This is a genomic window from Streptomyces sp. NPDC043908, from assembly GCF_056435525.1.
The window spans coordinates 283,156-306,263 of sequence record NZ_JBWKEI010000006.1; the positions used below are offsets into that span (position 1 = coordinate 283,156).

Genomic DNA, 23,108 nt, shown 5'->3' on the forward strand with positions numbered 1-23,108 from the left:
CGGGGGCGGCGGCGCGGTCACAGCTTGCCGCCGCGTCCGCCCTCGCGCCGGGCGGGCGCGATGAGCGTGGAGAGGTAGGGCAGGGTGCGGCCGTCCAGCTCGGCGGCCGGGCTGATGAGCTCCTCGTCCAGGCCGAGCGCCGAGCCCCACACCGCGTCGTCGATCCGCCCGGTCGCGCGCAGCGCGGCCGCCACCTCACCGGCCTGGCGGCCGAACTTGTACGCCACGACCGTCCCCGGCCCCTCCAGCGCGTCCTTCAGGACGGTCGCCCCGGCGGTGACGGGGACCAGCGTGAGCGGCTCGGTGCCTTCGGTGAGCACGGCGCCCGAACGCGCGGCGAGGTCCTGCATGGCGGTGATCCCGGGCACGGTGACGATCTCCGTGCCCGGCACCAGCTCGGTGATGGTCTGGGCGAGGTAGGTGAACGTCGAGTACACATTGGGGTCGCCGATGGTCGCGAAGGCGACGCGCTCGTGCGCGCGCAGCAGCGCGGCGACCGTCTCGCCCGCCGCGTCCCAGGCCGCCTCGCGCCGGCCGCGGTCGGTGCGCTCGTTGAGCGCGAAGACGACCCGGACGATCCTGGCGCCGTCCACGTAGTGGAGCACGGTCGCCTCGGCGCGGCCGCGCTCCCCGGTGTCCATGACGGGTACGACGACCACGTCGGCGGCCTGGAGCGCCTTGACGCCCTTGACGGTCACCAACTCCGGGTCGCCGGGCCCCACTCCGACTCCGACCAGCTTGCTCATTGCGGGCACCTCTCGACGAACCGACGGGCGATGGCGGGCCGTGCGGCCCAGTGCGTGTGCAGATAGCTCGCGTGCACGCCCTGCTGGACGAACCCCTCGACCCGGCGCTCCGGGTGCACCAGGCCCCACGCGGGCGCGGGTCCGGCCCCCGGATCCAGGACGGTCCGGTGGAACTCGTGGCCGCGCAGCCGCGTTCCGGCCTCGGCCAGGCAACTGTCGCCCACGGCCACGGCTTCGCGGTACCCGAGTGTCAGCCGTTCCGTCATCCGCGCGTCGGCGTCCAGGACGCCGCACATCGGCTGTCCGTCGAGCGAACGCGCCAGATAGAGCAGCCCGGCGCACTCGGCGGCGACGGGCGCCCCCGACCGCGCGAGCGCGCCGACGGCCTCGCGCAGCGGCTCGTTGGCGCTGAGCTCGGCCGCGTACACCTCGGGGAAGCCGCCGCCGATGACGAGTCCGGCGGTGCCGTGAGGAAGCGCCTCGTCCCTGAGCGGGTCGAACACCACGACCTCCGCCCCGGCGGCGGCGAGCAGTTCGGCGTGCTCGGCGTACGAGAACGTGAAGGCGGGGCCGCCGGCGAGGGCGACGACGGGGCGGCGGTGCCCGGTGGTCGTCTGCGGCCCGGTGGGGGCTGGTCGCGCAGTTCCCCGCGCCCCTGAGGGAACGGGGCCTGCGGCCCCTGTTCCGCCCCGCGCCTCGCAACCCGGCGCGGCCGCACCCCCCAGGGGCGCGGGGAACTGCGCGACCAGCCCGCCACGGTCCGCGGACGAACCGTCCGGCCGCCCGCCAGAGGGCTTTCGGGAAGGGGCGGGGTGGGGGAGCAACACCTCCAAGGCGTCCCACGGCTCGCACCCGAGCCGCGGCGCCGAGCGCGCCAGTGCCACCAGCGCGGCCAGATCGCACCCCTGCCGCACCCGCTCCGCCATCGCCGCCACCGCGGCCACCGCGTCGGCGCGCCGCTCGGCCACCGGCACCAGGCCCAGATGGCGCGACGGCGTCGACAGCGGGGCCGCGCGCCGCAGGGCGCCGAGGACCGGGACGCCGGACTCGTCCAGCGCCTCCCGCAGCAGCGCCTCGTGCCGGTCCGAGGCCACCTTGTTGAGGATCACCCCGCCGATCCGCACCCCGGGATCCCAGGACGCGAAGCCGTGCACCAGCGCCGCCACCGACCGCGACTGCGAGGACGCGTCGACGACCAGCACCACCGGCGCCCGCAGCAGCTTCGCCACCTGGGCGGTGGAGGCCAGCTCACCGAGCCCGGCCGCCCCGTCGTACAGCCCCATCACGCCCTCGACCACCGCGACGTCGCACCCCCGCGCCCCGTGCGCGAACAGCGGGGCCACCAGCGACTCCCCGCACAGGTACGCGTCGAGGTTGCGCCCCGGGCGCCCCGTGGCCAGGGCGTGGTAGCCGGGGTCGATGTAGTCGGGGCCGACCTTGTGCGGGGACACGGTGAGACCGGTCGCGGCGAGCGCGGCCATCAGGCCCGTCGCGACCGTGGTCTTCCCGCTGCCCGACGAGGGGGCCGCGATGACGAGACGTGCTACCACTCGATGCCCCGCTGCCCCTTCTGGCCGGCGTCCATCGGGTGCTTGACCTTGGACATGTCGGTCACCAGGTCCGCGAAGTCCACCAGCTTCTCCGGGGCGTTGCGCCCGGTGATCACCACGTGCTGGGTGCCGGGGCGGTCCCGCAGCACCGCGACGACCTCGTCGGTGTCGATCCAGCCCCAGTGCATGGGGTAGGCGAACTCGTCGAGCACGTACAGCCGGTACGTCTCGGCGGCCAGGTCCCGCTTGACCTGCTCCCAGCCCTCGCGGGCCTTCTCCTCGTTGGAGAGTTCGCCCTCCGAGGGGGCGCGCTGGATCCACGACCAGCCCTCGCCCATCTTGTGCCAGGCGACGCTGCCGCCCTCGCCGGAGGCGCCGAGCACCTTCAGCGCGTTCTCCTCGCCGACCTTCCACTTCGCCGACTTGACGAACTGGAACACCCCGATCGGCCAGCCCTGGTTCCAGGCCCGCAGCGCGAGCCCGAACGCGGCCGTCGACTTGCCCTTGCCGATGCCCGTGTGGACCACGACCAGCGGCCTGTTACGCCGCTGACGGGTCGTCAGACCGTCCTCCGGCACCACACTCGGCTGTCCCTGCGGCATCAGGCGGCCCTCCTGTTCGTCCCCTGTACGTCCTTGACCAGGCCCGCGATCGAGTCGGCCCGCAGCTCGTCGAGCGTCACCGCGGGACCGCCCAGCTCGCGCGCCAGCTCCGCCGCGAGCCCCAGGCGCACCGCGCCCGCCTCGCAGTCCACGACCACCGAAGCGACCCCCTCGGCCGCCAGCAGCCGGGCCGAACGGCCCGCCAGCGCCACCGGGTCCACGCCACCGGTGGCCCGCCCGTCCGTCACCACCACGAGCAGCGGCCGCCGCGACGGATCGCGCATCCGCTCCACCCGCAGCACGTCGTGCGCCTTCAGCAGCCCGGCCGCCAGCGGGGTGCGCCCGCCGGTCGGCAGCGTCTCCAGACGGACCGCCGCCGCGTCCACCGACGACGTCGGCGGCAGCGCCACCTCCGCGTCCTTGCCGCGGAAGGTGATCAGGCCGACCTTGTCCCGCCGCTGGTACGCGTCGAGGAGCAGCGACAGCACCGCGCCCTTGACCGCGCCCATCCGCTGCCGGGCCGCCATCGACCCCGAGGCGTCGACGACGAAGAGCACCAGATTGCCCTCGCGGCCCTCCCGGGTCGCCTGGCGCAGATCGTCGCGCCGCACGACGAGCCCGCGCCCCGAACGCCCGCGCGCCCGCTGGTGCGGCGCGGCCGCCTGGACCGTCGCCGCCAGATGCAGCTTGGTGAGGGCGCCCTGGGGGCGGCGGGCGCCGGTGGTGCGCCCGTGCGCCGTGCGGGCCCGCGAGCGGCGCCCGGCCGCGCCCTCGCCGAGGCCCGGCACGCTCAGCATCTTCGTACGGAACGGCTCGCCGGCCCGGACCGCCTGCTGCTCGCCCGCGCCGGACGGCTGCGGCTCGCCGCCCTCGCCCGCCTCGGGACGCGCGGGGGTGTCGCCCGTGCCCGCCTCCGGCGCCGGGCCGCCGTCCTGCGGGGGCTGCCCGCCCCCGCCGCCCGGACCGTCCGGGTCCGGGTCGTCGTCCTCGCCCGTGTCCCCGAACTCCTGGAGCGTGTCGTCGAGCTTGTCCTCGTCCAGGCCCGGGGCGTCGAAGGGGTTGCGCCGGCGGCGGTGCGGCAGCGCCAGCAGCGCCGCCTGCCGCACGTCCTCGGCGAGCACCTCCTCGCGCCCCGCCCAGGCGGCCAGCGCCGTCGCGGTGCGCGCCATCACGATGTCGGCCCGCATGCCGTCGACCTCGAAGGCCGCGCAGGTGGCCGCGATCTGCCGCAGCGCGCCGTCGCCGAGCCGGACCCGGGGCAGCAACGCGCGCGCGGCGATGATCCGCGCCCGGACCGCGCTCTCCTCGTCCGCCCAGCGCGCCGCGAACGCGGCCGGCTCGTCGTCGTACGCCAGGCGCCTGCGGACCACCTCGACCCGCTGGTCCGGCTCCCGGGACGCCGAGACCTCCACGGTCAGCCCGAACCGGTCCAGGAGCTGCGGCCTGAGCTCGCCCTCCTCCGGGTTCATGGTGCCCACCAGCAGGAAGCGCGCGGCGTGCCGTACCGAGACGCCCTCGCGCTCCACGTACGAGGCGCCCATCGCGGCGGCGTCGAGCAGCAGGTCGACCAGGTGGTCGTGGAGGAGGTTGACCTCGTCCACGTAGAGGATGCCCCGGTGCGCGTGGGCGAGCAGACCGGGCTCGAAGGCCTTCACACCCTCGGCGAGCGCCCGCTCGATGTCCAGCGCGCCCACCAGGCGGTCCTCGGAGGCGCCGACCGGCAGCTCCACCATCCGGGCGGGCCGGGCGGCCCCGGTCCCCGCCTCGTGCGGCCCGTCGGGGCACGCCGGGTCGGGCGCGGCCGGGTCGCAGGAGAACCGGCAGCCCGTGACCACCTCGACCTCGGGCAGCAGCGCCGAGAGCGCCCGCACGGCCGTCGACTTCGCGGTGCCCTTCTCGCCCCGGACGAGAACACCGCCGACGGCGGGGCTCACCGCGTTCAGCAGGAGGGCGAGGCGCAGATCGTCCTGACCGACGATCGCGGTGAACGGATAAGGCGTGCTCATGCGTCGTCACCCTCCAGGTCGCCCTCGAGCTGCAGATAGGTCGCGCGGAGCCGCTCCAGCGTCTCCGCGTCCGGTTCGGCCCACAGACCGCGGTCGGCGGCCTCAAGGAGGCGCTCCGTGATGCCGCGCAGGGCCCAGGGGTTGGACTTCTTCATGAAGTCCCGGTTCGTCTCGTCGAACACGTACTCCGCGCTGAGCTTCTCGTACATCCAGTCGTCGACCACGCCCGCCGTCGCGTCGTACCCGAACAGGTAGTCCACGGTCGCGGCCATCTCGAAGGCGCCCTTGTAGCCGTGGCGCCGCATCGCCGCCATCCAGCGCGGGTTGACCACGCGCGCGCGGAAGACGCGGTGGGTCTCCTCGCCCAGGGTGCGGGTCTTGATCTGGTCGGGGGTGGCCGAGTCGCCCACGTACGCCTCGGGGGACTCGCCCGTCAGATGGCGGACCATGGCGACCATGCCGCCGTGGTACTGGAAGTAGTCGTCGGCGTCGACCAGGTCGTGCTCGCGCGTGTCGACGTTCTTCGCGGCCACCGCGATCCGGCGGAACGCCGTCTCCATGTCGCCGCGCGCCGCGCGCCCGTCGAGACCGCGCCCGTACGCGTAACCGCCCCACACCGCGTACACCTCGGCGAGGTCGGCGTCGCTGCGCCAGTTGCGCGCGTCGATCAGGGGGAGCAGACCCGCCCCGTACGCCCCCGGCTTGGAGCCGAAGATACGGGCCGTGGCGCGGCGGCGGTCGCCGTGCTCGGCGGTGTCCTCGTCGGCGTGCGCCCGGACGTAGTTGGACTCGGCCGGCTCGTCCAGCTCCGCCACCGTCCGCACCGCGTCGTCGAGCAGCCCGACCACGTGCGGGAACGCGTCCCGGAAGAAGCCGGAGATGCGGACCGTCACATCGATGCGGGGACGGCCCAGCTCCGCGACCGGGACCACCTCGAAGCCGGTGACGCGGCGGGACGCCTCGTCCCACACCGGGCGGCAGCCCAGCAGCGCCAGGATCTCGGCGATGTCGTCGCCCTGGGTGCGCATCGCGGAGGTGCCCCACACGGTCAGGCCGACCGACTTCGGGTACGCCCCGGTGTCCGCCAGATAGCGCGCCACCAGCGAGTCGGCGAGCGCCTGGCCGACCTCCCAGGACAGCCGCGAGGGGATGGCCTTGGGGTCCACCGAGTAGAAGTTGCGGCCGGTCGGCAGGACGTTGACCAGGCCACGGGTGGGGGAGCCGGACGGGCCCGCCGGGACGTAGCCGCCGTCGAGCGCCCGCAGGATGTGGGTGATCTCGTCGGTCGTGCGCGCCAGGCGCGGCACCACCTCGCGGCAGGCGAACTCCAGCACCGCCACCGCGTCCGGCAGTTCGGCGCCCAGGACCTCGGCGACCAGCGGGGCGCAGGCCGGGACCGACCAGCCGCGCTCCTCCATGCCCTCCGCCAGGCGGCGGCACAGGTGCTCCAGGAGGTCGATCGTGTCGGCCGCCGTACGGGCCGGGCCCTCGACCAGGTCGGTGAGCTCCACCGGGACCTTCACCGGCGCGCCCGGCTCCGCCAGCAGCTCCTTCTCCACCAGGCCGAAGTGCTCGGCCAGCGAGGCGCGCAGACCGGGCAGCGCGTTGGCCTGCCCGCCCCACACCTGGGAGGCGCGCAGCACCGCGAGCACCAGGTTGACCCGGGGCTCGGCCTCGGGGCCGCCGCCCAGGATGTGCAGGCCGTCGCGGATCTGGACGTCCTTGATCTCGCAGAGGTAGCCGTCGATGTGCATGACGAACTCGTCGAAGTCGCCGTCGTCCGGCTGCTCGTCGACGTGCAGGTCGTGGTGGAGCTCGGCGGCCTTGACCAGCGTCCAGATCTGGGCCCGCACCGCCGGGGCCTTCGTCGGGTCGAGATCGCTCACCAGCGCGTACTCGTCGAGGAGCTGCTCCAGTTTGGCCAGGTCGCCGTAGGTGTCGGCGCGGGCCATCGGCGGGACGAGGTGGTCCACGACCGTGGCGTGGCCGCGCCGCTTGGCCTGGGTGCCCTCGCCCGGGTCGTTGACGATGAACGGGTAGACCAGCGGCAGGTCGCCCAGGACCGCGTCGGGACCGCAGCCCGAGGACAGCCCGAGGCCCTTGCCGGGCAGCCACTCCATGGTGCCGTGCTTGCCCATGTGGACGATCGCGTCGGCGCCGAAGCTGTTCTCCAGCCAGCGGTAGGCGGCCATGTAGTGGTGCGAGGGCGGCATGTCCGGGTCGTGGTAGATCGCGATCGGGTTCTCGCCGAAGCCGCGCGGCGGCTGGATCATGACCACGACGTTGCCGAACTGCAGGGAGGCGAGCACGATCTCGTCGCCGTCCACGTACAACTGGCCCGGGGGCTCGCCCCAGTGCTCCAGCATGCTGTCGCGCAGCTCCGGCTCCAGCTTCTCGAACCAGGCGCGGTAGTCCGCGAGCGGCACGCGCGCGGGGGCCGCCGCGAGCTGCTCCTCGGTGAGCCACTCCACGTCGTGGCCGCCCGCGTTGATCAGCCGGTGGATCAGCTCGTCGCCGTTGTCCGGGTGGCCCTCCACCCCGTAACCGGCGTCCCGCAGCGCGTCCAGGACCCGGACCGCCGAGGCGGGCGTGTCCAGACCCACCGCGTTGCCCACGCGCGAGTGCTTGGTGGGGTAGGCGGTGAAGACCAGGGCCAGCTTCTTCTCCGCGTTCGGCTTGTGCTTCAGACGGGCGTGGCGCACCGCGATCCCGGCGACCCGGGAGGCCCGCTCGGGGTCGGCGACGTACACCGGCACCTCGTCGGGGCCCTGCTCCTTGAAGGAGAACGGGACGGTGATCAGCCGGCCGTCGAACTCGGGGATGGCGACCTGCATCGCCGCGTCCATGGGGGAGAGCGCCGCGTCCGACGCCTCCCAGACGGCCTTGGACGACGTCAGGCAGAGCCCTTGCAGCACCGGCACGTTCAGGTCGGCCAGGGCGCCGATGTCCCACGCCTCCTCGTCGCCGCCCGCGCTCGCCTGCGAGGCGGTGGTGCCGCCAGCCGCCAGGACGGTGGCGATCAGCGCGTCCGCCCGGCCCAGCGTCTCGTAGAGCGCCGGGTCCGCGCCGCGCAGCGACCCCACGTACACCGCGAGGGCGTTGGCGCCCTGGGCCTCGATGCGGTCGCACAGGACGTCGACGAAGGCGGTGTTGCCCGAGAGCTGGTGGGCGCGGTAGAAGAGCACGCCGACCGTGGGGCGGCCCTCCACGTACGCGCGCGTGCCGTGCACGCCCCACTCCGGCATCTTCTGCGGCTCCGCGAAGCCGACGCCCGTGAGCAGCACGGTGTCGGAGAGGAACCGCGACAGCTCCACGAGGTTGCCGGGGCCGCCCTCGACGAGATAGCGCAGGGCCTCGGCGACCACTCCGGCCGGGGCCGAGGACTCGGCCATCAGCTCCGCGTCCGGCACGGACTCGCCCCCCAGCAGCACCGTGGGGATGCCGGACGCCTTCAGGACGGCAAGACCGTCCTCCCAGGCGCGCTTGCCGCCCAGCAGGCGCACGACGGCCACCGACGCGCCCTCGATCAGCGCGGGCAGCTCCTCCGCCACGTCGATACGGGTGGGGTTGCCGATCCGGAAGGGCGCCCCGGAGGCCCGGGCCGCCAGCAGATCCGTGTCGGCGGTCGACAACAACAGCACAGTGCTCATGCGGGTGCTCCAGGTGCGATGAAGGGAAGTCCTGCGGGCGCGCCCTGCTCGATCAGCCGCAGGAGCGCGTCCGTGTCCGCGTGTTCTTCGATGAGGTCGCCGAGGCGGTCCAACTGCTCCTCGCGCAGCACCCCGAACGACGTGTCGGGGGCGGGCACGAAACGCCGGCCGGCGGTGCTCGCGACCCGCTCCAGGAACCGTCGTCTGAATCCGTCGCTCTCCAGTGCCCCGTGCCAGTGCGTCCCCCAGACCGCACCGACCCGGCATCCGTCCAGGCCGTTTCCGTCGTCATCGCAGATGAACCGGTCCCCGCCCAGCACTTCGGCGACACCGTGGTGGATCTCGTATCCCTCCACGCGCTCGCCCAGCGCCTCGCCGGCCGGCCGGGCGAGGGTCTTCTCGGCCGCGAACCGCACCCGCACGGGCAGCAGTCCGAGACCCGTCACGGAACCCGCCCGTGACTCGACGTCGTCCTCGATGTGTTCGCCGAGCAGCTGGTAGCCGCCGCAGATCCCCAGCACCGGGCGCCCCTCGGCCGCCCTGCGCGCCAGCTCCCGCGCCAGCCCCCGCTCCCTCAGCCACTCCAACGCCCGGACCGTGCCCCGGGTTCCCGGCACCACGACCAGGTCCGCGTCGGCCAGCTCCTCGGGCCGGTCCACGAACCGTACGATCACGCCCGGTTCGGCGGCGAGCGCGTCCACGTCCGTGAAGTTGGACATCAGCGGCACCGCGCACACCGCGACCCGCAGCACGTCCTCGCCGACCGGCGGCGCCACCACGGACTCGCGCACGGCGCCGCGCAAGGACACCCGCAGGCCGTCCTCCTCGTCGATGCCGAGCCCGTGCGCGAACGGCAGGATCCCGTACGTGTGGCGCCCGGTGAGGCCGCGCAGCATCTCGATACCGGGTTCGAGCAGCGAGACGTCGCCCCGGAACTTGTTGACGATGTACCCGGCGACCAGCGCCTGGTCCTCGCGGCTCAGCAGCGCCGTCGTCCCGAAGAACGAGGCGAACACCCCGCCCCGGTCGATGTCGCCGACCACCACCACCGGCAGCCTCGCGGCGCGCGCGATGCCCATGTTGACGATGTCGGTGCGCCGCAGGTTGATCTCGGCCGGGCTGCCCGCCCCCTCGCAGATCACGGCGTCATATGTGCCCCGCATCCGCTCCAGGCAGTCCACGACCGTGCCCAGAAGCGCCTCCTGGCGCCCGCCGTGGTAGCCGCGGGCGCTCAACTCGCCCACCGGCTTGCCCATCAGCACGACCTGGCTCGAACGGTCGCTCCCCGGCTTGAGCAGCACCGGGTTCATCAGCGCGGACGGCTCCACGCGCGCCGCCTGCGCCTGCATCGCCTGCGCGCGCCCGATCTCCGCGCCCTCGCGCGTGACGAAGGAGTTGAGGGACATGTTCTGTCCCTTGAAGGGCGCGACCTTCACACCCCGGCGCACCAGCCACCGGCAGATCCCGGCGGTGACGACGCTCTTCCCCGCGTCCGACGTGGTGCCCGCGACCAGCAGTCCGCCGCTCATGTCCGTACCTTCCTCACCGCGATCGCCACACCCAGCGCCAGCCAGCCCACCCGGCGCGACAGCCGCACCGCCCGCTCGATGTCCGCCACTTCCACCGCCCGGCCGTCCCCGTTCAGCACCGGCCGGTTCTCGACACGGCCGCCGTACGCGAGGGTGCCGCCGAGCCGTACGCCGAGCGCCCCCGCGAACGACGCCTCCACCGGCCCCGCGTTGGGGCTCGGGTGCTTGGCCGCGTCCGACCGCCACGCGCGCGTGGCGGCGCGCGGCGCGCCTCCCGCCACGACCGCGAGCGCGGCCGTGAGCCGGGCGCCCGGCCAGCCCGCCACGTCGTCCAGGCGCGCCGAGGCCCACCCGTACCGCAGATGGCGCGGCGAGCGGTGGCCGACCATCGCGTCCAGGGTGTTGACCGCGCGGAACGCCACCAGACCGGGCACGCCCGCGAGCGCCCCCCACACCAGCGCGCCGACCACGGCGTCGGAGGTGTTCTCGGCGACGGACTCGACGACCGCGCGCGCGATGCCGGGCCCGTCCAGCGACTGCGGGTCGCGCCCGCACAGATGCGGCAGCCGCGCGCGGGCCGCCTCGACGTCTCCCGCCTGGAGTGCGGCGCCGATCGCGCGGGCCTCCCGGCCCAGCGAAGTGCCGCCCACGACCGTCCAGGTGGCGGCGGCGGTCAGGGCGACGGAGGCGGCGGGACTGCGGCGTACGGCACGGGTGGCGAGCAGCGCGGCGCCCGCGGCGCCTCCGGCGCACACGGCGGTGTGCAGCGCGCCCCAGCCACGGTGGTCGCGCCACAGCGCGCGCTCCACGGCGGCCGCGGCACGGCCGAACGCGGCGACCGGGTGTCCGCGGCGGGGGTCGCCGAGGAGGAGGTCGCCGAGGAGACCGGCGGTGGCGCCGTACGCGAAAGTGCGATCGGCACGCATGGGATCAGCCCGCCGCAACGCCGCGGGGAACTCCGGTACGTCCGGGGGGTGCCGGCAACAGGCAGGCGCGCATGGCGGTATGTCCTCACTCAGGGTGTCCGCGCCCTGGTACGACGTCGACCGGCGGTGAGAGTTCCTGGCTCACGGGGATGATTCCCCGATGACAGTGGCGGGACCGCGCCGGATTCGCACCGGCTTCCTCTTCTGCCGCCGTAAATGGCTCGGGCAGTCCACCATGCCCGGGAACGCCCGTCAACTCGCTGCTGACCTGCGACGGGAGAGTGTGCGCAGGCACACAGGAAACCGCCCCCCGGCAGGGCCGGAGGGCGGTTGTGGAGGGTGCGGCGCCGGTCGTCGGCCTACTTGGCGACGATCAGGTTGATGCCGTACGCGACGGCCGCCGCGCAGAGCGCGAAGCAGAGGTAGGCGGTGGTGCGGGCCACGGCGACGTTGCCCTTGCCGGCCGCCGCCGACTGCTGCTTGCTGAGGCCGACGATGCCGACGGTGAACAGGCCCACCAGGCCGACGGTGACGATGAGGCTGACACCGAAGACGGTGCCGAGAGCTGCCCAGTCGATGTGCATGACGATTCCTTCGGGGAGCGCGGCCGGGTCAGACGACGGCCGGGCGGGCCGGGTCGGCGGGGGCGGGCGCCGGGATGGTGGCCGTCAGGTCGACGGCCGCGGCGGCGGCGGTGGGCGGCGGGGTGACCGCGGCCATCGCGGTCGTGACGACACCGGCGGGCTCGGCCGGAACGGCGGCCGGGACGTGGGTGACGTCGTTGTGGTCGACCGGCTGGCGGCGCGACAGCTTCCAGATGAAGCCGGAGCCCCCGACCAGCAGGACCGCCACGAGGACGATGCCCCAGGTGCCCCGTCCGGCGAGGAACTCGGCGCCGGCGCCGACCAGGCCCGCGGCGGGCAGGGTCAGGCCCCAGGCGATGAACATCCGGGTCGCGGTGGACCAGCGGACCACTCCGCCCTTGCGGCCGAGGCCGGCGCCCATGACGGAGCCGGAGCAGACCTGGGTGGTGGAGAGCGAGAAGCCGAGGTGCGAGGAGGCCAGGATGACGGTCGCGGCACCGGACTGGGCGGCGAAGCCCTGCGGCGGAGCCAGCTCGGTCAGGCCCTTGCCCATGGTGCGGATGATGCGCCAGCCGCCGAGGTAGGTGCCCATGGCGATGGCCATGCCGGCCGAGACGATGACCCACAGCGGGGGGTTGGCGCCCGGGTGCAGCACGCCGCCGGTGACCAGGGCGAGGGTGATGATGCCCATGGTCTTCTGCGCGTCGTTGGTGCCGTGGGCGAGCGAGACGAGGCCGGCGGAGGCGATCTGCCCGGCCCGGTAGCCCTTGGCGGTGGCCTTCTCGGCCGCCGGGTCGGCGTTCCGGTTGATCCGGTACGTCAGCCGGGTGGCCAGCATCGAGGCGACGCCCGCGACGATCGGGGCGGCGACGGCGGGCAGGAGCACCTTGGTGACGACGGTCGAGCCGTTCACCGAGGACCAGCCGGCCGACATCACGGCCGCGCCGATCAGACCGCCGAACAGCGCGTGGGAGGAGCTGGACGGCAGTCCGAGCAGCCAGGTCACCAGATTCCACAGGATGGCGCCGACGAGCGCCGCGAAGATGACCTCTGTTCGGAGGCCCTTCTCGTTGATGATCCCGCCGGAGATCGTCTTGGCGACCTCCACCGACAGGAACGCGCCGACCAGGTTGAGCGCGGCCGACATGGCGACCGCGGCTTTGGGCTTCAGGGCGCCGGTCGAGATGGTCGTGGCCATCGCGTTGGCGGTGTCATGGAAACCGTTCGTGAAATCGAACACTAGAGCTGTCACGACCACAATGGCGAGCAGCAGCGTGATGTGTTCCATTTACCCAGGCAATCGTTCGACGTCAGTGGCTGGACGAACGTAAGCAACCTGAATGAACGGAAGGTGAACTGGGCCGGACCGCACGGTGTATCCCGGCGCTTCTTGGCCGGGATTTGGGATACGCGCTTCCCCGCAGAACGGGCATATCGGCCGTAGGTCCCAGGGAGGCAGGATTCCGTTCACTCTCCCGCCCCCGGCGCGGACCCTGCGAGGATCACCCCATGGGAGAGCCGAACGACGCCGCCGAGACCGCCGAGGCCTGGGCCGAGCTGACCGCGACCGCGCGCCGCACCGCCGAGGCGGGCCTGGTCGTGGGGACCTCCGGCAACGTCTCCGTACGCGTCGGGGACCTGGTGCTCGTCACCCCCAGCGGGGTGTCGTACGAGCGGCTCGGGCCCGGCGACACCGTCGCCGTCGACCTCACCGGCCGGCAGGTCGCCGGGACCCTGCGGCCCACCAGCGAGCTCCCCCTGCACCTGGCCGCCTACCGGCACACCGACGCCCGGGCCGTCGTCCACACCCACGCCGTCCACGCCACGGCCGTCTCCACCCTGGTCACCGAGCTCCCGCCGGTCCACTACATGACCGCCGAGCTCGGCGGACCGGTCCGGGTCGCGCCCTACGCGCTCTACGGGTCCGAGGAACTCGCCGCGAACATGCTCGGCGCCCTCGACGGCCGCACCGGCTGCCTCCTCCAGAACCATGGAACGGTCACCTGCGGAGCCACCCTTTCCCAGGCGTACGACCGCACCGCCCAGCTGGAATGGATGTGCCGGCTCTGGCTCGCCGCCTCCTCCGTGCCCGGCCGCACCCCCTCCCTGCTCTCCGCCGACGACCTCGACCGGGCCGCCGAGCAGTTCCGGGGGTACGGACAGCGCTGACGTCCCGTACGCCACACGTGTCCCGGTGGGCCCCGCCCACTGGCCGTGGCGCCGCTTACTGCCGACACTGGAACGGTGCGCCCGGCTACAGCGACGGCAGCGGCCGTCACCACACTCATCGGCGTCGGCGCGGCAGCGGTGGCCGCCGGACGGTACGCGAGCGACGCGGCCCTCAAGGTGCCGCCGGGCCGCCCGCTGCCCGCCGACCCCGAGCTCACCGTGCACGCCACGGCGCCCGGGCGGATCGCCCTGACCCGCTGCCTGGCCTCGCTGCGCCCCGGTGTGTACGGCATCGAGGGCTCCGGCGTCCACGCGGTGGTCGGCGAGGTCGTCGACGTGCCGCACGCCGCGGACACCGTGGTGCGCCGCCTGGAGCGGGTCACCCGGGGGAGCCCCCAGCCCGGGGACCGGGTCCGGCTCACCCCGCAGGTCCACCACGGCACCCCGGCCGGGGCGCTGGGGCTGCGCCACGAGGACGTCGAGATCCCCGCGGAGCTCGGTGTGCTGCCCGCCTGGGTGGTGCCGGGCGCCCGCGACACCTGGGTGATCACCGTGCACGGCCTGGGCACCACCCGGGAGCACCCGCTCAACGTCATGGGATTCCTGCACCGCCACCGGCTGCCGGTGCTCGACCTCGCCTACCGGGGCGACGCGGGCGCCCCCCGCTCCCCGGACGGTCTCGGACACCTCGGCGACGCGGAGTGGCGCGACCTCGACGCCGCGATCCGCTACGCCGTACGCTCCGGCGCCCGGCACGTGATCCTGCACGGCTGGTCCACCGGCGCCACCATGGCCCTGCTCGCCGCCGCGAACTCCGGGATGCGCGAGCGGATCCGGGGCCTCGTCCTGGATTCGCCGGTGCTCGACTGGGAGGGCACCGTACGCGCCCTCGCCGTCGCGCACGGCGCCCCGGGCGCGCTGCTGCCGCTCGCCGTCCGGGCCGCGCAGGGCCGCACCGGCCCGCACGGCGGCCGGCTGCGCGGGGTGTCCGACCCGGCCGCCCTGAGCGTGCCGGCCCTGGTCTTCCACGGCCCCGGCGACACCCTGGCCTCCTGGCCCCTCACCCGCGAACTCGCCGCCCGCCGACCCGATCTGGTGACCCTTCACACGGTCCCGGACGCCCCGCACGCCGCGATGTGGAACGCCGACCCTGACCGGTACGAGGAGGCCCTGCGGCGCTTCCTGACCCCGCTCATGTGACCCGCGGTGCCGGCGCCCACCCGTGGCGCGCGCGTGCCCGCCGGCGGCGCCCCGGCGATCGGGGCGCCCGTTCCGCTTCGGCTTTCGGGCCGCCCCCGCGAGGCGCCCTCCCCGGGGCCCGCCGCCGCGTGCCCCGTCGCGCCGGGCCGGTGCGAAAGGCAGGTGCCCGCCATTCCGTTTGGGCTTTCCGGCCGTCAACGGGAAGACTGCATCCGTGACGTCCCGGAAGCCTGATGAGAAGTTGCCGCGAGACTCCAGACTGCGGCTTGTCCGCACACCGCACGCGAAGGACGCCCGGCCCCTCGCCAGCGCCCGCCGCGCCGTGAGCGACCGCCGCTCCCGGGCGTCCCGGCCGCCCGAGGGCACCCCGGCCCCCGCCGAACTGGCCCGCCAGGCCAGAGCGGTGCTCGCGGACGCCGTACGCGTCGCCCGCTGGGCCGACGCCGAGCGCGCCCGGGGCACCGCGCCGCGCCCCGCCCCGGCCGGCACCCTCTCCGGCGCCGCCGCCGAACAGGCCTCCGTCACCCTGGGCCTGACACCCGCCCAGGTGCGGGCCGGCTGGGACCGCGCCCGGCTCGCCGGACTCGTCGAGCTGCACGGCGGCACCGCCCGCCCCGGCTGGCGGCTGCGCGCGTGGGACCGCGACGACGCCGCCGTGCTGCGCGGCTGGGTCGCCCTCTTCGACGCCTGGTCGATCGTCCACCCCGCTCCGGCCGCCATCGCGCCCGCCGCCGTGGCCGAGGTCGTCGAAGCCGTCCCCCAGGTGCTCTCCCTCCTCCAGCTCTCGGCCGGTCCCGTCCTCGTACCGGCCCTGCTCGACCTGCTCGGCCAGCGCGTCGCCGAACTGCGCGACGAGCGCTGCGAGGTGCCCGACGGCACCGGCGCGGACGCCGCCGGCGGGGATCGCCCCGCCTCCCTCGCCTTCCTCTCCCTCCTCCTCGACTGGGCCCTCGCCGGGCTCGCCGCCGTCGGCGCGCTCACCCTCGGCGAGGGCTCGGCCACCCTCACCCCGCTCGGCAACTGGGCGGTGTGGGTCAAGCTGGAGCAGATCTGCGTCGCCGCGCAGAGCCCGGCCGGCAACATCGAGCAGTCCGCCGAGGACATGCTGCGCGGCTGCGCCCGGCTCACCCCCGGCCCCGCCCGCGCCGAGTACCGCGCCTGGCTCGCCGCCCGGCCCGTCGGCAGCGCGGTGACGGAGCTGCTCGACGCGGCCCGGGGCGAGGACGCCCTGGTGCGCGGGCTCGCCTTCGAGGCGCTCCGGGTCGTCGGCGCGCCCGCCGAACCCGAGGTGCGCGCCGCCACCGACGAGATCTTCCTGCGCCCCTACGCCCTGCTGTGGCTCGCCGAGCACGAGGGCACCGACCCCGAGGACGCCACCGCCGTCCTCACCCGCGAGGAGTCCACCTGGCTGTGGGTCGACACCGCCGCGGCCGTCGCCGACCACGGCGAGGTCGACCTGATGGTGCGCCACCTCGACTCCGCCGTGCAGGGCACCGTCCCGGCCCTGCTCGACGAGGTCAGGGCCGTCGGCCACCCCCGGACCGTGCAGGTCCTGGTGGCCCTGGCGGCCGCCCATCCGGACCCGGCCCTCGCCAAGGCCGTGCGCCGCGCGGCCTTCCAGGTCCACACGAGCGGGGTGTAGCCGGGGTCAGCCGGCCGCGCCGGGGGCGTACGTACCGAAGCTCCACACGTTGCCCTCGGCGTCGCGCGCCATGTAGTCGCGCGAGCCGTAGTCCTGGTCGGTGGGCTCCATCAGGATCTCCACGCCGTGCTCCACCGCCCGCTTGTGGTGCGCGTCCACGTCGTCCACCACCACATAGACGCCCACCGGGCCCGCGTCGCGCAGGGCGTTGGCGAAGACGCCGCCCCGGCCCTTGGAGCCGAGCATCACCACGCCGGTGCCGCTGGCCAGTTCGGCGTGGAGCACCTGGCCCTCCGCGTCCTCGAACACCGCCGTCTCCGTGAACCCGAAGGCGTCCCTCAGCAGCCCGATCGCGGCTTTCGCGTCCCTGTACAGAATCGTCGGATACACACTCATGACGTACTCCCGTCCCTGTCGCCGCCGTCGTCGTAGCGGCCCGCTGTGACCTGGATCTCAGTCTCGCACCCGGCACTGACAACGCCCCGGGGGCCGTGCGCGGGCGGCCCGGAAGACCCGGCGGCTCAGCGGGCGAACGTGTCGCAGCGGGCCGTGTCGCCCGACTGGAACCCGGTACGGAACCACTGCTGACGCTGCTGGGCCGAGCCGTGCGTCCAGGTCTCGGGGGTGACCCGGCCCTGGAACCTCTCCTGGATCCGGTCGTCGCCCACGGCCGCCGCCGCGTCCAGGCCGTCCCTGACGTCCTGGTCGCTCAGCCGGGTCAGCAGCGGCCTGCCGGTTCTGGGATCCGGTGTGGTCGTCGCGTGGTGCGCCCACACCCCGGCGTAGCAGTCGGCCTGGAGCTCGACCCTGACGGAGGCGCTGCCCGCGCCCTGCCGCCCGTCCTGGGACCGGGCGAGGGTGCCCATCAGGTTCTGGATGTGGTGCCCGTACTCGTGCGCCACCACGTACGCCTGGGCGAACGGGCCGCCCGTGGAGCCGAACTTGGTCCGCAGGTCGTCGAAGAACCCCAGGTCCAGATAGACCTGCCGGTCGCCCGGGCAGTAGAACGGCCCCACCGCCGAGGTCGCCGTCCCGCACGCGGTGGGGACGCGGCCGGTGAAGAAGACCGTCTGCGCGGACGTGTAGCGCCCGCCCCGGCGCGGGAGCTCCTGCGACCAGAAGTCCTGCACGCTGTTGACGACCGCCAGGACGCGGCAGTCCTCCTTGGTGTTGGCGTCGCGCCCCTTGCGGCAGCTCGCCTGCACCTGCCCCTGGGCCGACGCCGAGGTGGCCGGGTCGGAGTCGCCGGAGGAGAGCCCCAGCTGGTCGGGTCCGACCCCGAAGAGCAGGCCGAGGACGAGCGCGACGATCCCGACGAGGCCGCCGCCGATGGTGGCTCTGCCGCCGGGGACCCGGCTGCCCCGGACGTCCTTGACCTCGGACGTGTCCAGATCGGCGTCGTCGTCGAACTGCACGGGCCACCACCCTCCGTCACGCGGTACCACGCACGAGTATGGAACACGTCATGGTGTTGCGCCCGTTTCGGCACGGCGGCCGGTACGCTCGGCGCCTCATGGACCGGAACCGTCTCGCGCTGGCCGCCGTCGCCGCCGTACTGGCCCTCCCCCTCGTCACCGCCGCCCAGCAGGCCCGGCCCGCCCCCTACGGCGACCGCCTCACCGTGCTGCCCGCCGCCGCGCCGGCCCGCCCCGCGGTACGGGTGCGGGGCGCGGCCGTCGAGGCATACGACCCCAGGAGCGGGGCGCGCAGCTGGACCTACCGCCGCGAGGGACGCCGTCCGCTCGCGGTGCGCGGCGCGCCCGGGCACGCCTTCGCCCTGTGGAGCGACGGCATGGTCACCGACACCGCGCGCGTGCTCTCCGCCGGCGCCGTCCGCTGGCACCGGGCCGTCCCCGGCCTCGCGGGCTGGCTCGCCGGGCGCCCCGGCCGGGCCGCGGGCGTCCTCCAGCAGTTCGCCCCGGCCCCCCGGGGCGACGGGATGCTGGCCGTCGTCACCCCCGAGCGCGTCGCCGCGTACCGCACCGCCGACGGGGACCTGCGCTGGACGCTGCCCGCCCGGCCGGGGTGCGCCTTCGACCCGGGCCGCGTCGCGCGCGTGGCGGGCGTGCTGATCCTCGCCCAGCCCTGCGCCGACCGGGACGTGTGGACCCAGGAGCTGGTGGCGGTCGACCCCCTCGGACCCGTCGCGCCCGGCCGCACCCCGCTGGGCAACGAGCTCCCCGCGCGCGTGGGCGCCGCACGGGGCGTGTGACGGCGTTCGGGGAGGGCCGCCACCGGGCCCCGCGGACGACCTTGCCCAAGGGATCACCGCACGTAAAAGCAGTTGCACGCCCCCGCTAGAATTGGCCCATGGCAATTCTCCTTGTGCATTAGACGGCGTCGACACTCCTTCGACCCCCGTCCACCCCGCCGTCCATACCGCCCTGGAGTATTTCCGTGATCACCGCCACCGGCATCGAGCTGCGCGCCGGCGCCCGCATCCTCATCGAGAACGCTTCCTTCCGCGTCGCCAAGGGCGACCGCATCGGCCTCGTCGGCCGCAACGGAGCCGGCAAGACCACCCTCACCAAGTGCCTCGCCGGTGAGGGCATCCCGGCCGCCGGCACCATCACCCGCTCCGGTGAGGTCGGCTATCTGCCGCAGGACCCCCGTACCGGCGACCTCGACGTCCTCGCGCGCGACCGCGTGCTCTCCGCGCGCGGCCTCGACGAGGTGCTGCGCAAGATGCGCGAGAACGAGGAGCGCATGGCGAACGGCAAGGGCGCCACGCGCGAGAAGGCGATGAAGAAGTACGAGCGCCTGGAGACGGAGTTCCTCACCCGGGGCGGGTACGCCGCCGAGGCCGAGGCCGCCACCATCGCCGCCGCGCTCGGCCTGCCCGACAGGGTGCTCGGCCAGCCGCTGCACACCCTCTCCGGCGGTCAGCGCCGCCGCGTCGAGCTCGCCCGCATCCTGTTCTCGGACGCCGACACCCTGCTCCTCGACGAGCCGACCAACCACCTCGACGCCGACTCCATCGTCTGGCTGCGGGACTACCTCAAGTCCTACCGGGGCGGCTTCATCGTGATCTCCCACGATGTGGACCTGGTCGAGACGGTTGTCAACAAGGTGTTCTACCTGGACGCCAACCGCTCCCAGATCGACGTCTACAACATGGGCTGGAAGCTCTACCAGCAGCAGCGCGAGGCCGACGAGAAGCGCCGCAAGCGCGAGCGCCAGAACGCCGAGAAGAAGGCCGCCGCCCTCAACTCCCAGGCCGACAAGATGCGCGCCAAGGCGACCAAGACGGTGGCCGCGCAGAACATGGCCAAGCGCGCCGAGCGGCTGCTCTCGGGCCTGGACGCGGTCCGCGTCTCCGACAAGGTCGCCAAGCTGCGCTTCCCCGACCCGGCGCCCTGCGGCAAGACCCCGCTGACCGCCGAGGGCCTGTCCAAGTCGTACGGCTCGCTGGAGATCTTCACCGACGTCGACCTGGCCATCGACAAGGGGTCCAGGGTCGTCATCCTCGGCCTCAACGGCGCCGGCAAGACGACCCTGCTGCGGCTGCTCGCGGGCGCCGAGAAGGCCGACACCGGCCAGGTCACGCCGGGTCACGGCCTCAAGCTGGGCTACTACGCCCAGGAGCACGAGACGCTCGACCCGGACCGTACGGTCCTGGAGAACATGCGCTCCTCCGCCCCCGACCTCGACCTGGTCGAGGTCCGCAAGACGCTGGGCTCGTTCCTGTTCTCCGGCGACGACGTGGACAAGCCCGCGGGCGTGCTCTCCGGCGGCGAGAAGACCCGGCTGGCCCTCGCCACGCTGGTGGTCTCGTCCGCCAACGTCCTGCTCCTCGACGAGCCGACCAACAACCTGGACCCGGCCAGCCGCGAGGAGATCCTGGGCGCGCTGCGTACGTACAAGGGCGCGGTCGTTCTAGTGACGCACGACGAGGGCGCGGTCGAGGCTCTACAGCCCGAGCGCATCATTCTGCTGCCCGACGGGGTCGAGGACCTGTGGGGTCCGGACTACGCGGATCTGGTCGCCCTGGCGTGACGCTGGGCGACTGATCCACTCCGTATGGATCATTCGGCTCACGCGTGATCCTCAATCTGAGTGAGTGCGTCTCGTACCCCGGCGTGTCATGCACGGGATCAAGATCCGGTGCGTACGGGACGGACTGATTCCGGAGAGTGACCCCGAGCACACCTCTGACCAGCGGGTTCTCGGCCCGCTGGGACGCGGGGTGGTTCCGCGGCCGAGCGGAATTTCCTATTCCGGCCCTGTCCAGCGCCGCCCTGCGCCGAAACCCGCTTGCACCGACCTTGCCGAATGGGTGGCCAGGAAGCCCGGGAGGGGTGATCATGAGAAGTCCAGAGCGCACTTCCCATGAGGAGGCACGGGTGGCCGAGACTCTGAAGAAGGGCAGCCGGGTGACCGGCGCCGCGCGCGACAAGCTCGCGGCAGACCTGAAGAAGAAGTACGACTCCGGTGCGAGCATCCGGGCGTTGGCCGAAGAGACCGGCCGCTCCTACGGATTCGTCCACCGGATGCTCAGCGAGTCCGGGGTGGTACTGCGCGGACGCGGCGGAGCGACACGCGGCAAGAAGACCGCCTCGGCCTGACCGGGGCCCGGGCGGGTCCGGGAGCGGTCCCTCGGGACACGGCTCCGGGGCCCGTCGGGTCGGGTTGCCACCCGGTCGGCCGCGCGGTCGACCGGGTGGTTACTGTGCAGTCACTTATTTTGACCGCACCCGACCCGGAGGCGCCCCATGGCTTCGCCCGACCCCGTACTCGACAAGGACGGCGTCCGGCTCACCGTCGACGACGCTGTCGCCACGGTGACCCTGACCAATCCGGACAAGCGCAACGCCCAGTCTCCCGCTCTGTGGCGGGCGTTGGCGGCGGCCGGTCAGGAACTGCCCGGCACCGTCCGGGTCGTCGTCCTGCGGGGAGAGGGCAAGTCCTTCTCCGCCGGACTCGACCGTCAGGCCTTCACTCCCGAGGGCTTCGACGGCGAGCCCTCCTTCCTCGACCTCGCGCGCGGCTCCGACGAGGAGCTGGACGGGGTCATCGCCGAATACCAGGAGGCGTTCACCTGGTGGCGCCGCAACGACATCGTGTCGGTCGCGGCGGTCCAGGGGCATGCGATCGGCGCGGGCTTCCAGCTCGCGCTCGCCTGCGACCTGCGCGTCGTCGCGGACGACGTGCAGTTCGCCATGCGCGAGACCAGCCTGGGCCTGGTGCCGGACCTGACCGGCACCCACCCCCTGGTGAGCCTGGTCGGCTACGCCCGCGCCCTGGAGATCTGTGTGACCGGCCGCTTCGTCGGAGCGGAGGAGTCGGAGCGGATCGGGCTGGCGAACCTCGCGGTGCCGGTCGCCGAACTGGACGCGGCGGTACGGGACTTGACGGCCGCGCTCGTCGCGGCGCCGCGGGATGCGGTGATCGAGACGAAGACGTTGCTGCGGGGGGTGGCCGGGCGGTCGTACGAGGAGCAGCGGGTGGCTGAGCGGGGGGCTCAGGGGAGGCGCCTGCGGGATCTGGCGGGGGTGGGGGAGTAATTCTTTGGGGGGGACCCTCCGGGGTGGGCCGGGATTGGCGGCGCGCTGCCGTGGGCTCCGCCCCCGGACCCCGCTGGGGGCTGCGCCCCGAATCCCTTCGGCCTGCGGGCCGGTGGGGGCTGGTCGCGCAGTTCCCCGCGCCCCTGAAGGGACCTCCGGCCCCCCCCCGGCACTCCGACGATGCGCACCACACCGCACCCCCAGGGGCGCGGGGAACTGCGCGGTCAGCCCCCACTCGGGTGCGGACGGCGACGAAGCAGCCGCCCGGCCGTGGGCTTTCGGGAAGGGGCGGGGGGTGGGGGACTGGTAACGCCGCACCTCACCCCACCCACGTCACCAGCACCCCACCCCCCACCACCCCGCGAACCCCCCGCACCACATCCACCGCCCGATACCCCGCCGCGACCACCACCTCGACCCACCCCGGACCGTCCCCGCCCCCCAGCGAGCCCGGCAGCTCCGACGTCACCCCCGCCACCCCGGGCACCGCCCGCAGCGCCGGGTCGGGGGACGGGTGTACCTCGGGTGGGGGAATCGGGGGCGCGGGATCCGCGGGGGTGTCCAGCAGGGCCGTCACCCGGATGTCGACCCGGGAGACGCGCAGGCCCAGGCGGGCGTGCGACGCGTCCAGGACCGCCTCCCGTACCTCCTCCGTCCGGGGACGGTCCGCGCCCCAGACCGCCACCTCCAGCACCGCCCGCAGCTCACCGGGCGGCAGCCCGCTGGGGGGTGGCGCGACCACCGGGGTCCCGGCCGCCGCCGGGTCGGCCAGGGACAGGCGCAGGGACGTCACGGCCAGGCCCGGCACCGGCGCGCAGGCCGCCCGCAGCACCGCCCCGGCCGCCCGTTCCGTGATCCACGCGCCGTCGGCCGCGTCCCCGAGAGGCAGCAGCCTGCCCAGGGCGAGTCGGCGGCGTACCTCCGTGCTCCATGCGTCTGGCGTCATTGCTCCACCCTGCCGCATCCCGGGCGCGAGACGGGGCAACCGCGCTTAGTGTGG

19 protein-coding genes and 1 riboswitch are annotated in these 23,108 nt (G+C 74.2%); of the genes, 7 read left to right on the plus strand and 12 right to left on the minus strand.

All coding sequences use genetic code 11. The features are described 5' to 3' along the window. Positions 1–17: 17 nt before the first annotated feature. From cobI to AC069K_RS16105, 9 genes are all read right to left on the minus strand, one after another. Positions 18–746, minus strand: a complete 729-nt coding sequence (gene cobI / locus AC069K_RS16065; protein ID WP_358836616.1) for a precorrin-2 C(20)-methyltransferase — start codon at positions 744–746, stop codon at positions 18–20. Next, entirely contained in the window at positions 743–2,296 is a 1,554-nt protein-coding gene (locus AC069K_RS16070) for a cobyrinate a,c-diamide synthase (RefSeq protein ID WP_478616374.1), read from the minus strand. The genes cobI and AC069K_RS16070 overlap by 4 nt, the downstream gene beginning before the upstream one ends. Continuing rightward, positions 2,290–2,898, minus strand: a complete 609-nt coding sequence (gene cobO / locus AC069K_RS16075) for a cob(I)yrinic acid a,c-diamide adenosyltransferase (protein WP_358837838.1) — start codon at positions 2,896–2,898, stop codon at positions 2,290–2,292. Before cobO ends, AC069K_RS16070 begins: the two co-directional genes overlap by 7 nt. Continuing rightward, positions 2,898–4,904, minus strand: a complete 2,007-nt coding sequence (locus AC069K_RS16080; protein ID WP_365113868.1) for a putative cobaltochelatase — start codon at positions 4,902–4,904, stop codon at positions 2,898–2,900. Before AC069K_RS16080 ends, cobO begins: the two co-directional genes overlap by 1 nt. Next, on the minus strand, positions 4,901–8,554 hold the full coding sequence (cobN, locus tag AC069K_RS16085) for a cobaltochelatase subunit CobN (RefSeq protein ID WP_478616379.1): 3,654 nt from the start codon (positions 8,552–8,554) through the stop codon (positions 4,901–4,903). The genes AC069K_RS16080 and cobN overlap by 4 nt, the downstream gene beginning before the upstream one ends. Beyond that, positions 8,551–10,083: a cobyric acid synthase gene (locus AC069K_RS16090; RefSeq protein ID WP_478616382.1), complete on the minus strand. Its 1,533-nt coding sequence runs from the start codon at positions 10,081–10,083 to the stop codon at positions 8,551–8,553. The genes cobN and AC069K_RS16090 overlap by 4 nt, the downstream gene beginning before the upstream one ends. Further along, positions 10,080–11,009 carry a cobalamin biosynthesis protein gene (locus AC069K_RS16095; protein ID WP_478616384.1) on the minus strand — a complete coding sequence of 310 codons (930 nt, stop codon included), beginning with the start codon at positions 11,007–11,009 and terminating at the stop codon, positions 10,080–10,082. The genes AC069K_RS16090 and AC069K_RS16095 overlap by 4 nt, the downstream gene beginning before the upstream one ends. A gap of 56 nt (positions 11,010–11,065) precedes the next feature. Then, positions 11,066–11,262, minus strand: a riboswitch (cobalamin riboswitch). Between the two features lie 106 nt (positions 11,263–11,368). Beyond that, entirely contained in the window at positions 11,369–11,593 is a 225-nt protein-coding gene (locus AC069K_RS16100; protein ID WP_358831994.1) for a hypothetical protein, read from the minus strand. 28 nt (positions 11,594–11,621) lie between these two features. Next, complete coding sequence (locus AC069K_RS16105) at positions 11,622–12,881, minus strand: inorganic phosphate transporter (RefSeq protein WP_478616388.1); 1,260 nt, start codon at positions 12,879–12,881, stop codon at positions 11,622–11,624. 221 nt (positions 12,882–13,102) lie between these two features. On the opposite strand from AC069K_RS16105, the gene AC069K_RS16110 reads away from it, so the two are divergent. The 3 genes from AC069K_RS16110 (at position 13,103) to AC069K_RS16120 (ending at position 16,604) form a co-directional block, all read left to right on the plus strand. Beyond that, on the plus strand, positions 13,103–13,762 hold the full coding sequence (locus tag AC069K_RS16110; RefSeq protein ID WP_478616391.1) for a class II aldolase/adducin family protein: 660 nt from the start codon (positions 13,103–13,105) through the stop codon (positions 13,760–13,762). Between the two features lie 75 nt (positions 13,763–13,837). Continuing rightward, positions 13,838–14,962 carry an alpha/beta hydrolase gene (locus AC069K_RS16115; RefSeq protein WP_478616394.1) on the plus strand — a complete coding sequence of 375 codons (1,125 nt, stop codon included), beginning with the start codon at positions 13,838–13,840 and terminating at the stop codon, positions 14,960–14,962. A 322-nt stretch (positions 14,963–15,284) separates the two neighbouring features. Continuing rightward, positions 15,285–16,604, plus strand: coding sequence for a hypothetical protein (locus AC069K_RS16120; protein ID WP_478616727.1), 1,320 nt, complete (start codon positions 15,285–15,287; stop codon positions 16,602–16,604). A 6-nt stretch (positions 16,605–16,610) separates the two neighbouring features. Here AC069K_RS16120 and AC069K_RS16125 read toward each other — a convergent pair whose 3' ends face one another. Together AC069K_RS16125 and ypfJ are read right to left on the minus strand one after the other, a co-directional pair. Then, on the minus strand, positions 16,611–17,000 hold the full coding sequence (locus tag AC069K_RS16125) for a VOC family protein (protein WP_478616397.1): 390 nt from the start codon (positions 16,998–17,000) through the stop codon (positions 16,611–16,613). Positions 17,001–17,125: 125 nt separating this feature from the next. Next, entirely contained in the window at positions 17,126–18,019 is an 894-nt protein-coding gene (gene ypfJ / locus AC069K_RS16130; RefSeq protein WP_365113885.1) for a KPN_02809 family neutral zinc metallopeptidase, read from the minus strand. 98 nt (positions 18,020–18,117) lie between these two features. Here ypfJ and AC069K_RS16135 point away from each other — a divergent pair, with 98 nt between their 5' ends. The 4 genes from AC069K_RS16135 (at position 18,118) to AC069K_RS16150 (ending at position 22,108) form a co-directional block, all read left to right on the plus strand. Further along, on the plus strand, positions 18,118–18,816 hold the full coding sequence (locus AC069K_RS16135; protein WP_478616400.1) for a PQQ-binding-like beta-propeller repeat protein: 699 nt from the start codon (positions 18,118–18,120) through the stop codon (positions 18,814–18,816). 185 nt (positions 18,817–19,001) lie between these two features. Further along, entirely contained in the window at positions 19,002–20,600 is a 1,599-nt protein-coding gene (locus AC069K_RS16140; protein ID WP_358831987.1) for an ABC-F family ATP-binding cassette domain-containing protein, read from the plus strand. A gap of 347 nt (positions 20,601–20,947) precedes the next feature. After that, positions 20,948–21,169, plus strand: coding sequence for a helix-turn-helix domain-containing protein (locus AC069K_RS16145; RefSeq protein ID WP_067157635.1), 222 nt, complete (start codon positions 20,948–20,950; stop codon positions 21,167–21,169). A 147-nt stretch (positions 21,170–21,316) separates the two neighbouring features. After that, positions 21,317–22,108: an enoyl-CoA hydratase/isomerase family protein gene (locus AC069K_RS16150; protein WP_478616405.1), complete on the plus strand. Its 792-nt coding sequence runs from the start codon at positions 21,317–21,319 to the stop codon at positions 22,106–22,108. Between the two features lie 319 nt (positions 22,109–22,427). On the opposite strand, the gene AC069K_RS16155 is transcribed toward AC069K_RS16150, so the two are convergent. Then, positions 22,428–23,054, minus strand: a complete 627-nt coding sequence (locus AC069K_RS16155) for a hypothetical protein (protein ID WP_478616408.1) — start codon at positions 23,052–23,054, stop codon at positions 22,428–22,430. Positions 23,055–23,108 lie beyond the last annotated feature (54 nt).

Bases quoted from the DNA above. Each gene is read 5' to 3' on its own strand.
- cobI (WP_358836616.1), bottom strand. From the start codon at position 746: ATGAGCAAGCTGGTCGGAGTCGGAGTGGGGCCCGGCGACCCGGAGTTG.
- cobO (WP_358837838.1), bottom strand. From the start codon at position 2,898: ATGCCGCAGGGACAGCCGAGTGTGGTGCCGGAGGACGGTCTGACGACC.
- AC069K_RS16080 (WP_365113868.1), bottom strand. From the start codon at position 4,904: ATGAGCACGCCTTATCCGTTCACCGCGATCGTCGGTCAGGACGATCTG.
- cobN (WP_478616379.1), bottom strand. From the start codon at position 8,554: ATGAGCACTGTGCTGTTGTTGTCGACCGCCGACACGGATCTGCTGGCG.
- AC069K_RS16090 (WP_478616382.1), bottom strand. From the start codon at position 10,083: ATGAGCGGCGGACTGCTGGTCGCGGGCACCACGTCGGACGCGGGGAAG.
- AC069K_RS16095 (WP_478616384.1), bottom strand. From the start codon at position 11,009: ATGCGTGCCGATCGCACTTTCGCGTACGGCGCCACCGCCGGTCTCCTC.
- AC069K_RS16100 (WP_358831994.1), bottom strand. From the start codon at position 11,593: ATGCACATCGACTGGGCAGCTCTCGGCACCGTCTTCGGTGTCAGCCTC.
- AC069K_RS16105 (WP_478616388.1), bottom strand. From the start codon at position 12,881: ATGGAACACATCACGCTGCTGCTCGCCATTGTGGTCGTGACAGCTCTA.
- AC069K_RS16110 (WP_478616391.1), top strand. From the start codon at position 13,103: ATGGGAGAGCCGAACGACGCCGCCGAGACCGCCGAGGCCTGGGCCGAG.
- AC069K_RS16125 (WP_478616397.1), bottom strand. From the start codon at position 17,000: ATGAGTGTGTATCCGACGATTCTGTACAGGGACGCGAAAGCCGCGATC.
- AC069K_RS16135 (WP_478616400.1), top strand. From the start codon at position 18,118: ATGGACCGGAACCGTCTCGCGCTGGCCGCCGTCGCCGCCGTACTGGCC.
- AC069K_RS16150 (WP_478616405.1), top strand. From the start codon at position 21,317: ATGGCTTCGCCCGACCCCGTACTCGACAAGGACGGCGTCCGGCTCACC.
- AC069K_RS16155 (WP_478616408.1), bottom strand. From the start codon at position 23,054: ATGACGCCAGACGCATGGAGCACGGAGGTACGCCGCCGACTCGCCCTG.